Raw genomic sequence first — 9,777 nt, 5'->3', positions numbered from 1 at the left:
AACGGCGCGCCCAGTACCCGCACCCGCCCCCGCACGGCCGGGACCAGCCCGAGCGCGGCCTTCACCAGCGTGGACTTGCCCGCCCCGTTCGGGCCGACCACCGCGGCCAGGACCCCGGCGGGAATGTCCACGTCCACCCCGTCGAACACCGTGCGACCGCCGTAGGAGGCGCTGACGCCGGACAGCGACAGCGCGGTGGGCGTGCCGGTGCCGGTCCCCGGCCGCCTCCGGGTGCGGGTCGGTCTCATCGCAGGCCCTCCACGATCCGGTCGATGTTCGCGCGCACCATGCCGAGATAGGTGCCCTCGGGGGTGCCGTCGTCCCCCGCCGAGTCCGAGTACAGCGGCTGCCCGAGCCGGACCTCGCCGCCGCGCTGCCGCACCGCCGCGAGCACCGCGTCCAGCGTCCTGCCGGGCACGCTGGTCTCCAGGAACACCGAGCGCACCCCGCTGTCGACGACGGCATCCGCCACCCGCGTGATGTCGGCGGTGCCCGCCTCCTCCTGGGTGGAGATGCCCTGCACGGCCACCACGTCCATCCCGAAGGCGTGGCCGAGGTAGCGGAAGGCGTCGTGCGAGGTCACCAGCACGCGGGAGCGGGGCGGGATCGTCGCGATGGCGGCCTCGGCCTCCTCGGCCAGCGCCAGCACGCGTTCCCGGTAGTCGCCGCCCGCACGGCGGTAGTCGTCGGCGTGGGCCGGGTCGAGTTCGGCCAGCCGGGTGGTGACCGCGTCGACCACGTGCGCCCAGAGCTCCGGGTCGAACCACACGTGCGGGTCGTGTTCCTCCTCCGGCGCGGAACCGGCGGGCGGGGGGAGCAGCCGGTCCTCGGGAATCGCCTCGCCGGCGAACAGGACCGGCTTGTCCCGGGCGAGCCCGTGCAGCGTGCGCATCAGCGAGCCCTCCAGGTACAGGCCCACCGCGAACACCGCGTCGGCGGCCCGCATCTGCCGCAGGTCACTGGCCCGGGCCTGGTAGAGGTGCGGGTCGACGCCCGGGCCCATGAGCCGCACGGTGCGGACGTGCTCGCCCCCGATGCGCCGCACGGTGTCGTCCAGGAAGGTGGTGGTGGTGACCACCCGCAGGGGTCCGTCGCCGCCGTCCGATGTTTCGATGGTGCCCGGCCGGACGGCGTAGGAGATCGCGCCGCTGACCGCCAGCACGGCGATCACCGCGACGGCGGCGACCGTGCGGACGTGGGCACGCCGCGTCGCCCGTCTGCGGCGCGCGAGCGATCCCGCCGGACCCTCCTCCTGCATGATCACCTCTTTTCGGCATCCCGAAACCCATCGTAAGCCACGGCGAAGATCGCGGCGAGGTCCACCCGATGCCTGCGGTGTCCGAGCAGGACGTCAGCTTCGTCACGGTCGCGACGACCAGGAACTTCGTGCCGATCGACGTCGTTCGATCCGGTAGGGGCCACGGAACACCGGACACCGCTGAAGGCCCGACGCCGAGGAGACCGCCGGAAGGAGGCAGGGCACGTGCACTCCCATCGCAACGGGTTGAAGACAGCGCTGCTGCTCGGCCTGCTCAGCGCCCTGATCGTGCTGATCAGCGGGTTGTTCGGCCGTACGGCGCTGATCCTCGGACTGCTGATCGCCCTGGGCGTCAACGGCTACGCCTACTTCAACTCCGACAAGCTGGCCCTGCGGGCGATGCGGGCACGGGCGGTGTCCGAGGCCGAGCAGCCCGCGATGTACCGGATCGTGCGCGAGCTGGCCACCTCGGCCCGGCAGCCGGTGCCCCGCCTCTACGTCAGCCCCACCTCGGCACCCAACGCGTTCGCCACCGGACGCAACCCGCGCAACGCCGCCGTGTGCTGCACCACCGGTATCCTGCAGCTGCTCGACGAGCGGGAGCTGCGCGCCGTGCTCGGGCACGAGCTCTCGCACGTCTACAACCGGGACATCCTGATCTCCAGTGTCGCCGGGGCGCTGGCGAGTGTGGTGAGCTTTCTGGCCAACATGGCGATGTTCGCGGGCATGTTCGGCGGCAGCCGGGAGGACGGCATCAACCCGTTCGGGGCGCTGCTGCTGGCGCTGCTCGGCCCGGTGGCCGCGGGCATCGTGAAGATGAGCGTGAGCCGTTCCCGCGAGTACCAGGCGGACGCCTCGGGCGCCGAACTCACCGGCGATCCGATGGCGCTGGCCTCGGCCCTGCGCAAGCTGGAGCGCGGCACGCAGGCCCGGCCGCTGGCGCCGGAGCCGCAGGTGGTGTCCCAGTCCCACCTGATGATCGCGAACCCGTTCCGGCCGGGGGAGAAGTTCTCCCACCTGTTCTCCACCCACCCGCCGGTGAGCGACCGCGTGCGCAGGCTGGAGGAGATGTCCCGGCGCTCGCTGTGAGTCCGCGGGCCGATCCGCCGGCGTGCCCGGCGGGTCAACCGGTGGCGCCCGCCGCCCGGGCCACCTCCATCACGTAGTCGCCGTAGCCGCTCTTGGCGAGCTTCGCACCGAGCCGGTGGCACTCGTCGGCGGTGATGAACCCCATCCGCAGCGCCACCTCCTCCAGGCAGGCGATCCGCACCCCGGTGCGGTGCTCCAGCACCTGGACGAACTGCCCCGCCTCCAGCAGCGAGTCGTGCGTGCCCGTGTCCAGCCAGGCGAACCCGCGGCTGAGCTCGTTCAGCCGGGCGCGACCCTGCCGCACGTACTCCATGTTCACCTCGGTGATCTCCAGCTCGCCCCGGGCGGAGGGCCGGAGCCCGGCGGCGATGTCGACCACCTGGTTGTCGTAGAGGTACAGCCCGGTGATGGCCAGGTTCGACCGCGGCTCGGCGGGCTTCTCCTCGATGGACAGGAGCGTGCCGTCCCCGTCGACCTCGCCCACGCCGTAGCGCTCGGGGTCCTTCACGGCGTAGCCGAACAGCGCGCACCCGTCCAGGTTCCGCGCCTGCTCCTGCAGCAGGCCGGAGAAGCCCCGGCCGTAGAAGATGTTGTCACCGAGGATCAGCGCCACGTCGTCGTCGCCGACGAAATCGGCCCCGATCACGAACGCCTCGGCAAGCCCGTTCGGGCTGGGCTGCTCGGCGTAGGCCAGGTCGAGGCCCCACTGGCTGCCGTCCCCGAGCAGCCGTTGAAAGTGCGGCAGGTCCGTCGGCGTGGAGATCACCATGATCTCCCGGATGCCCGCCAGCATCAGCACCGACAGCGGGTAGTAGATCATCGGCTTGTCGTAGACGGGCAGCAGCTGCTTGGACACCGCCTGTGTGATCGGATGCAGCCGGGTGCCGCTCCCGCCCGCGAGGACGATGCCCTTCATCCGCCACTCCCGTGTCGCCGCTTCACCCTGCCGCCGGGCAGCGTATCGCCTCCCGTGGTGCCGTGAAGGACTCCTTCCCTGCGTTGAGTGCCGTGAAGGAGTCCTTCACGGAGTCCCACGCAGGCAAGGGGGCCTTCACGGCACCCGGCCGGAGTCCGGCTAGGGGCGCTCGTCGCGCTGGCGTTCCCACTGTTCGCGCATCTGGCGTTTCACGTCGTCGAGGTCCCAGCGGTACTGACCGCCCGGCGTGACGATCGTCGGAACGAGTGAACCGTCCCTCGCGTACCGCGCGATGGTGCGCGCCGACAACCCCAGTTCGTCAGCGACTTCCCTGCTGGTCAGGAGCTTGCGCGCACCCATGTCTTGGACGCTACGGATTGTCTTGGATGTCTCGCTTGGCGCTTGACCTCGATAGCGTCAAAGTCTTAAATAGCGCACAACAAACTTGATGGCTCAGATGTCCGATTTGAGGGAGCTATGGATGGCGAGGACCAGAGGGCGATGCGCGGAAAGCTCGCCACGCCGATGACGAGGGGGGCTGGCTTGCACGCGTCGGCGCACCGGGGGTGGTTCCGGTGATTGCGCGGGATCGGGAGTTGTTGTGTCGGGCGGCGGAGGTGATGCGGTCGTTCGGTCCGGTGGTGGTGGAGTTGCTGGGGCGTCAGGACGGGGGTGAGTTGCCGGCGGGTCCGGTGCGGGAGGTCGGGGACGCGTTCGCCGCGTTGGCGGGGGAGTTCCTGGGCCGTGCCGAGGAGCTCGACGGTGGTGCCGGGGGTCGGGTGGTCGAGAGTGGGGACGGTGTGTGGTGAGGCGCCGACGGTGTTGTTGGGGCGGGTGGGTTCGGATCCGCCCCGGTGGCCGGTGGTGGATCCGGATGCGGCGGGGTTGTGTCCGCCGGAGGTGGCGGTGATGCGGCGGGTGTTGGCCGCGTTGCGCGCCTGGGGCACGGCGCCGTGTGCGGTGTGCGCGGTCGAGCCGGTGGCCCGGCCGGACCGTCCGCGGGGCACCGTCGACGGCCGCTTCTGCGAACGCTGCATCCAGGCCTGCCTCGACGACCCCCGGCGCGAGCACTGGTGCCCCGTCGACACCCTCGGCGCCACCGGCGGCTGACCGACGTGGAATCGGCCCGGTCGAGCCGCCGACCCGCTCAGGCGGACGACTCGATGAGTCGGAAACCCGCGTCCCACTCGGTCATCCCGAGCAGGTCCCGGTGGGTCTCGTGCCAGTGGCCGGTCTCGAGGTCCCGACGCAGGCGGCGGATCCCCCGGTCGACCGCGTCGGGGTGGGTCTGTGCCAGCGCGGAGCAGCTCTGCCGGACTCGTGGATCGAGGTAGGCGGCAGGCCGTCGCCAGTAGGCGGGGAACACGCCATCGGTGAAGTCCCACGGCACCGGGAGTGTGGTGATCGTGTGCGCGCCGAGCTCCGTGGCGATGTCCTCGGCCGAGGGGCGGGAGAGTTCCAGGTCGGCGATCTCGGGAACGTATTCGCGGACGAACCAGAAATCGGTGTGCCGTGCGGTGTCATAGGCGAGCACGACTCGAATCGGGGCCGCCCGGCACAGTTCGGCGAGACCCTGTCGCCAGTCGGACCAGTGATGCACGGTGAGGACGGCTAGCGCGGCATCGACCGCCCGGTCGCGGACCGGGAGTGCTTCGGCGATCGCGGCAACGGCCGGGCCTGCGTTCCCGGGTCGCTGACGGATCATCTGCCGTGAGGGTTCGACGGCGAGGACAGCCCGGTCGATGCCCGGCTCGTAGGAGCCGGTACCCGCGCCCACGTTCAGAACCGACCGGGCGTCGCCGAGCGCGGTGGAGATGGGCACCATCCACCGCGGGTCCGTGCGTCGTCCCAGGGAGTATCCAGCGCCGATCTCGTCGTAGAGCTCTGTTCGCGACACGTCGTCCCCCGGTGGATCGGCTCGCCCGGGACAGTCGGGAGAGACGATCCCTCAACCACTATTGTACCGGAGGCGCCTACCGAGCGGGGCCGAGTAGTGGCAGGCGGCTCTTCCTTGACAGGACCACAGCAGCTGCCTAGCATGCTAGGCGGCTGTTGAGACTGCGGAGCGGTCGAAAGTGCCGTGTTCGTGCACTGCGGAGCGGTGGCGAACGGTACGACTCAGCCAGACTCGGGAGAAGGGGCGCGCCAGAGGCGCGCCCCTTCGTCTTTCAGCACTGGGTGGTGAATGAAGCTGAAAGAGATCCAGCGGGCGCGGTGATCCCCTGCGGTGGCATTGATCGGTCAATGATCTCTTTCGTCGATTGTCCACTTATCCGACGCGTTGAAGCGAGCGACCTGCTGGAATGAGGGCGCGTGACGGCTAGGTACTGGATCGAGCTGGGTTGCCACGTCGAGACCGGGACGGGCGATCTTGAGCACCACTTCCTGTCAGTGATGGACGCTCTGCTCGACGAACCAGGGGCTGTGGACCCCGATGTCTGCGCTGAGCTGACTACTGGAGACATCAGGGTGAGTCTGGGGGTTGACGCACAGACGGACGCTGGAGCACTGGAACAAGCGCTTCTCATCACGCGTTCCGCTATCCATAAGGCGGGAGGTTTCACGCCCGAGTGGGAGAAGACGGCTGAGAGTAAGTTTTTCGTCGCCGATGGTTTCGACGCTCGGGTACGGCCGGCCCCTCTGGGATCCCGCTGACGAGCGCTACGCGTTCATCATGCGTCCGAGGGTCGCGACGATGGGTCGGTGAGCGTGGCTCGAGGAGTGCCTACCGGGCGGGGCCGAGGTAGTGGTGGGCGGGGACGCGGCCGTGGCCCGAGTCGTGCCCGGTCGTGGCGATCCGGCGCCAGCCCAGGCGTTCGTAGAAGCGGATCGCGGCCCGGTCCTTGTCCATGACCTCCAGTACCGGACGTCGTCCGGCGACGGCCGCGTAGTCCGTCGCGGTCCGGGTCAGCAGCTCACCGGCCCGGTGTCGGCGTGCCTCAGGGAGCACGAACAGGCGGCCCAACACCACCAACCCGGCCGCCTCGGTCCCGGTGTGCGCCCGCACCGTCGCTGCGACCGGGTTGGAGTCCGTGGGAGCGGTCAGGCAGACATGACCGACGACCTCCCCGGCCAGCTCGGCGACCCAGGCCCGGAGCAGGTTCTCCGGGGTGAGCCACGCCTCCGGGTCGGTGACCCCTTCCACCGGGTAGCCGTCCGTCTCGTGCACGGCCACCAGCGCGGTGGCGCAGGCGGAGACGTCGTCCGCACGGCGGCCACGCACGACGGGCGTCGGTTGCCCGTGCGGTTCGAACATCAGCTCGTGCGGCGGGTCAGCGGTAGTTGTCGAACTGCAGGGCGATGCCGAAGTCGGTGTTCTTCAGCAGGGAGATGACCTCCTGCAGGTGGTCCTTCTTCTTGCCGGTCACCCGAAGCTGGTCCCCCTGGATCTGCGCCTGCACGCCCTTCGGGCCCTCGTCGCGGATGTACTTGGCGATCTTCTTCGCCTTGTCCGCCTCGATGCCCTCCAGGATGGTGCCGTTGACCTTGTAGGTCTTGCCGGACACCGCGGGCTCGCCGGCCTCAACCGCCTTCAGCGAGATCCCGCGCTTGACGAGCTTGTCCTTGAACACGTCCACCGCCGCCTTTGCGCGTTCCTCGGTCTCCGCCTCGATCACGACGGCTCGCTCGCCCGCCCACTCGATCCGCGCGCCGGTGCCGCGGAAGTCGAACCGGGTGGACAGCTCCTTGCCCGCCTGGTTCAGTGCGTTGTCCACCTCCTGGCGGTCGACCTTGCTCACCACGTCGAAGGACGGATCGGCCACGGCACACACCTCACGGATCGGCTTGCGGGAACGCCCCCACCCTAGCCACCCCCGCCCCCCACGGCCGGGCGAGGAGGGCGTTGGGTAGACTTCGTGTCGGTCGGGATGACCGAACTTGGCGGGTTACCCGAGTGGCCAAAGGGATCTGACTGTAAATCAGACGGCTCAGCCTACGGGGGTTCGAATCCCTCACCCGCCACCACCAGGCAAACGCCCCGTCGACCTGAAACGCCAGGTCGGCGGGGCGTTTCTCGTACAGCCCGCCCGGGCCCGCGATCGGTGCGAATCTGTCGTTCCCCGCCGCTAGGGTCCGTGCATGCCCTCGCTGATCAGTGTCATCGCCGAACACACCGAGGTCGCCGACTTCCTGGCTTGGCCGGGCGACTTCGACCTCGACCGGAGTGACCACGGCGAGGAGGTCCATCTCGCGTCGGGCGCGCCCTTGGAGGGCTTCGCGGGAGACGGAGCCGGGGGTACGTACTTCTTCTGTGGCGAAGGCGGCGAAGAACGTCCGGTCCTGTACGCGGACTCGGAAGGCCGCGCGGCTCTCGTCGCGATCGGTTTGTGGGAGCTGATGCGGCTCCTGCTGGTCGCACCCTGGTGGCGTGACTGCCGGGAATTCACCGCGGAGGAGAGCCGCGAACTGGCTGCCGAGTACCTGGCGAGCACGCCCGACCCGGAGCTTCGACGTGACCGTGCGGCCGCGGTGCTCGGCCTCCTCACCCTCCCCACCGAGGCCGAGGCCCTCGCCCGCCTCCACGAGGTCGCCACCGGGGCAGGCAGGGACTTCCTCCTCATCTTCACGCCGGAGAACGAGCCCTACGAGCCGCTGATCACAGGAACTGCTGTCCCTGCTGCAGAACCACCGCTACCGTCCGGGCACCGAACTGACCGAACGGCTGGGGGCTCGGTGCGCACGCTGCGTCGACGCCGCGCACTGCCGGATCCGGATGATCGCCGATTCGCCCGCGATGACGCACCATGACACCGGTCGAGTTTCGGAGCCTTCTCCGGCGGACCGGCGGGGATGAGCGACCAGGCGGAGGAGGAGCTGAGCTGTGCGCCGACTCTACGATGATCATCGGTGTCGGCCCCCGGCGGTCCCGGTGCCCGCGGGAGTCGTGCACGAATGGGACGGGCCGGTATGGCGAACCGTCGGCGAGTCCGAGGGCTTCGTCAGTGGTCCGCGGGACGTCGGGGTGCGGAACGGGGAGTTGGACCGGTTGATCGCGCGGCAGCGTGACTACTTCGCCGCGCGTGGGGAGCCGGTGGTGTGGAAGGTCTGCGAACATGACCGACCCGCGGATCTGGGGCGTCGCCTGCGCAGGGCCGGTTTCGTCGCGGAGCCGTCGGAGACGGTCATGTTCGGGCTCGCCGAGGAGATGGTGACGTCGCCGGTCCTGCCGGAGGGTGTCGTACTGCGCCAGGTCACTGCGCCGGCCGAGATGCGCCGGATCGCGGCGATGGAGTCGGTGGTCTGGGGAGAGGATTGGAGCGGCATCGGCGAGGACCTGGTCCATCGGGTGGCGGCCGCGCCGGACGACACCGCCGTGTTCGTCGCTGAAGCCGGTGGCGAGATGGTTTCGGCGGCGTGGCTGGTCTTCCTCGGCGCCGGGGTCGGGTTCGCCGGGCTTTGTGGCGGCTCGACGCTGCCCGCATGGAGGGGACGAGGGGTCTATCGTGCGCTGGTCGCCGCGCGTGCCGAGCGGGCTGTCGCTCAGGGCGTCAGGTTTCTGCAGGTGGCGGCATCCGACGACAGTGCACCGATCCTGCAGCGGTTGAATTTCCGTGCTGTGGCCACCACCACGCCGTACGTATGGTCACCACCACGCTGATGCCGTCCGGCGCCTTCTGAGTCGGGTCGGCAGGGCACCTCGACGGAAACTCCCGAACCGGCTGCCTGCTCAGGAGCGCCGGAAGAGGCAGATGACGGCGACCCGCTCGCCGGTCAACGCTTGACCCTCGCCCACCGCGAACTGGTCCAGGTGCCAGCCGAGCGCCTCGACCGCCTCGATCTGGTCGTTGAGTCCCGTCATCGGCCCCGTGACCAGGCTGGTCGTGTTCGCTTCGATGAACTTTGCGACGAAGACCTTGCGGCCACGCTCGATCGCATGCTGGGCCTCGTGCTCGTCGTGTCGGCCTTGGCCCTGTTGATCAGACCCATGGTCGGTTCCTTCCGATCTCCGCGCTCGGGAAACGGGACGCACCGGGCGGTTCCGCCGTACACGCTGGATTTGCCGTCACCGCGACCGCCAACCCCCGACCAAGACGGACACCCCACGGCCGAGGTCCCGGCCACCGAGGTCGACGCGCTGCTGCGGCAGGCCGGGCTGGGTGCCTGGCTGCGCCACCTGACCTGGTCCGCCCGGGTGCGGCTGCAACACCGGCTGGCGCGCCGGTTCCGCGCGGGCCGGTTGTTCCTCGTCGGCGACGCCGCGCACACCCACTCCCGGCGGCCGCGCAGGGCATGAACACCGGCATCCTCGACGCGGTCAACCTCGACTGGAAACTCGCCTTCGCCGCACACACCGAGGCAGCACACACCGAGGCCGAGCTCACCGCCCCGGACGGCTCAGCCCCGGTCGGCAGGCCTCCGGACGGCACGGCGCTGCTGGACTCCTACGAGGCCGAGCGCCGCCCCGTCGCGCGGCAGGTGCTGGCCCTGACGCACGGGGTGTTCTTCGTCGAGGCCGCCACCCACCCCGCACCCGCGTTCCTGCGCGGCACGCTGGTGCCCGCGCTCGCGCCCG

The 9,777-nt window shown here is 70.1% G+C and carries 14 protein-coding genes, 1 tRNA gene and 1 pseudogene; 8 read left to right on the top strand and 8 right to left on the bottom strand.

The features are described from left to right. Positions 1 to 248 (bottom strand): ATP-binding cassette domain-containing protein (locus SACHA_RS20025; protein ID WP_039737786.1); only part of this gene is annotated, 248 nt, incomplete at its 3' end. Continuing rightward, a complete protein-coding gene (locus tag SACHA_RS0103275) occupies positions 245 to 1,258 on the bottom strand; it encodes a metal ABC transporter solute-binding protein, Zn/Mn family (protein WP_039737815.1) in 1,014 nt (337 codons plus the stop codon). The genes SACHA_RS0103275 and SACHA_RS20025, both read right to left, overlap by 4 nt. Before the next feature lie 225 nt (positions 1,259 to 1,483). On the opposite strand from SACHA_RS0103275, the gene htpX reads away from it, so the two are divergent. After that, complete coding sequence (gene htpX / locus SACHA_RS0103270) at positions 1,484 to 2,347, top strand: zinc metalloprotease HtpX (RefSeq protein ID WP_019807175.1); 864 nt, start codon at positions 1,484 to 1,486, stop codon at positions 2,345 to 2,347. Positions 2,348 to 2,381: 34 nt separating this feature from the next. Here htpX and rfbA read toward each other — a convergent pair whose 3' ends face one another. Together rfbA and SACHA_RS0103260 are read right to left on the bottom strand one after the other, a co-directional pair. Beyond that, on the bottom strand, positions 2,382 to 3,263 hold the full coding sequence (gene rfbA / locus SACHA_RS0103265) for a glucose-1-phosphate thymidylyltransferase RfbA (RefSeq protein ID WP_019807173.1): 882 nt from the start codon (positions 3,261 to 3,263) through the stop codon (positions 2,382 to 2,384). Positions 3,264 to 3,422: 159 nt separating this feature from the next. Then, positions 3,423 to 3,623, bottom strand: coding sequence for a helix-turn-helix domain-containing protein (locus tag SACHA_RS0103260; RefSeq protein ID WP_007025151.1), 201 nt, complete (start codon positions 3,621 to 3,623; stop codon positions 3,423 to 3,425). Positions 3,624 to 3,838: 215 nt separating this feature from the next. On the opposite strand from SACHA_RS0103260, the gene SACHA_RS0103250 reads away from it, so the two are divergent. Further along, positions 3,839 to 4,072 (top strand): hypothetical protein, encoded by a 234-nt coding sequence (locus SACHA_RS0103250; RefSeq protein ID WP_028662848.1) that lies wholly within the window; start codon positions 3,839 to 3,841, stop codon positions 4,070 to 4,072. A gap of 100 nt (positions 4,073 to 4,172) precedes the next feature. Next, positions 4,173 to 4,373, top strand: a complete 201-nt coding sequence (locus SACHA_RS25940; RefSeq protein ID WP_232211797.1) for a hypothetical protein — start codon at positions 4,173 to 4,175, stop codon at positions 4,371 to 4,373. Positions 4,374 to 4,410: 37 nt separating this feature from the next. Here SACHA_RS25940 and SACHA_RS0103240 read toward each other — a convergent pair whose 3' ends face one another. After that, positions 4,411 to 5,088, bottom strand: coding sequence for a class I SAM-dependent methyltransferase (locus SACHA_RS0103240; RefSeq protein WP_019807164.1), 678 nt, complete (start codon positions 5,086 to 5,088; stop codon positions 4,411 to 4,413). Between the two features lie 488 nt (positions 5,089 to 5,576). Between SACHA_RS0103240 and SACHA_RS0103235 the strand changes: the two genes are divergently transcribed. Continuing rightward, entirely contained in the window at positions 5,577 to 5,918 is a 342-nt protein-coding gene (locus tag SACHA_RS0103235) for a hypothetical protein (RefSeq protein WP_019807162.1), read from the top strand. 70 nt (positions 5,919 to 5,988) lie between these two features. Here the strand turns inward: SACHA_RS0103235 and SACHA_RS0103230 are convergent, their stop codons facing one another. Together SACHA_RS0103230 and SACHA_RS0103225 are read right to left on the bottom strand one after the other, a co-directional pair. Continuing rightward, positions 5,989 to 6,519, bottom strand: coding sequence for a GNAT family N-acetyltransferase (locus tag SACHA_RS0103230; RefSeq protein ID WP_019807161.1), 531 nt, complete (start codon positions 6,517 to 6,519; stop codon positions 5,989 to 5,991). A gap of 16 nt (positions 6,520 to 6,535) precedes the next feature. Further along, complete coding sequence (locus tag SACHA_RS0103225; protein WP_019807159.1) at positions 6,536 to 7,027, bottom strand: YajQ family cyclic di-GMP-binding protein; 492 nt, start codon at positions 7,025 to 7,027, stop codon at positions 6,536 to 6,538. 117 nt (positions 7,028 to 7,144) lie between these two features. Between SACHA_RS0103225 and SACHA_RS0103220 the strand changes: the two genes are divergently transcribed. The 3 genes from SACHA_RS0103220 (at position 7,145) to SACHA_RS0103210 (ending at position 8,862) form a co-directional block, all read left to right on the top strand. Further along, positions 7,145 to 7,229 (top strand) — tRNA-Tyr (locus SACHA_RS0103220). A 114-nt stretch (positions 7,230 to 7,343) separates the two neighbouring features. Further along, complete coding sequence (locus SACHA_RS20020; RefSeq protein WP_019807157.1) at positions 7,344 to 8,012, top strand: hypothetical protein; 669 nt, start codon at positions 7,344 to 7,346, stop codon at positions 8,010 to 8,012. Between the two features lie 229 nt (positions 8,013 to 8,241). Beyond that, complete coding sequence (locus SACHA_RS0103210; protein WP_198010086.1) at positions 8,242 to 8,862, top strand: GNAT family N-acetyltransferase; 621 nt, start codon at positions 8,242 to 8,244, stop codon at positions 8,860 to 8,862. Positions 8,863 to 8,931: 69 nt separating this feature from the next. Here SACHA_RS0103210 and SACHA_RS24860 read toward each other — a convergent pair whose 3' ends face one another. Then, positions 8,932 to 9,234, bottom strand: coding sequence for a hypothetical protein (locus tag SACHA_RS24860; RefSeq protein ID WP_198010090.1), 303 nt, complete (start codon positions 9,232 to 9,234; stop codon positions 8,932 to 8,934). Between SACHA_RS24860 and SACHA_RS23630 the strand changes: the two are divergent. Beyond that, positions 9,139 to 9,777, top strand: a pseudogene (locus SACHA_RS23630) (FAD-dependent monooxygenase); the annotation flags it as partial. The gene SACHA_RS24860 and the pseudogene SACHA_RS23630 sit on opposite strands and share 96 nt — an antisense overlap.

The organism is Saccharomonospora halophila 8 (genome assembly GCF_000383775.1).
Lineage (GTDB): Bacteria > Actinomycetota > Actinomycetes > Mycobacteriales > Pseudonocardiaceae > Saccharomonospora > Saccharomonospora halophila.
Note: the sequence above shows the minus strand (reverse complement) of the source record. Positions and strands in the feature narration are given on the sequence as shown.

Bases quoted from the DNA above. Each gene is read 5' to 3' on its own strand.
- SACHA_RS0103275 (WP_039737815.1), bottom strand. From the start codon at position 1,258: ATGCAGGAGGAGGGTCCGGCGGGATCGCTCGCGCGCCGCAGACGGGCG.
- SACHA_RS0103260 (WP_007025151.1), bottom strand. From the start codon at position 3,623: ATGGGTGCGCGCAAGCTCCTGACCAGCAGGGAAGTCGCTGACGAACTG.
- SACHA_RS0103230 (WP_019807161.1), bottom strand. From the start codon at position 6,519: ATGTTCGAACCGCACGGGCAACCGACGCCCGTCGTGCGTGGCCGCCGT.
- SACHA_RS20020 (WP_019807157.1), top strand. From the start codon at position 7,344: ATGCCCTCGCTGATCAGTGTCATCGCCGAACACACCGAGGTCGCCGAC.
- SACHA_RS0103240 (WP_019807164.1), bottom strand. From the start codon at position 5,088: ATGGTGCCCATCTCCACCGCGCTCGGCGACGCCCGGTCGGTTCTGAAC.
- SACHA_RS25940 (WP_232211797.1), top strand. From the start codon at position 4,173: ATGCGGCGGGTGTTGGCCGCGTTGCGCGCCTGGGGCACGGCGCCGTGT.
- rfbA (WP_019807173.1), bottom strand. From the start codon at position 3,263: ATGAAGGGCATCGTCCTCGCGGGCGGGAGCGGCACCCGGCTGCATCCG.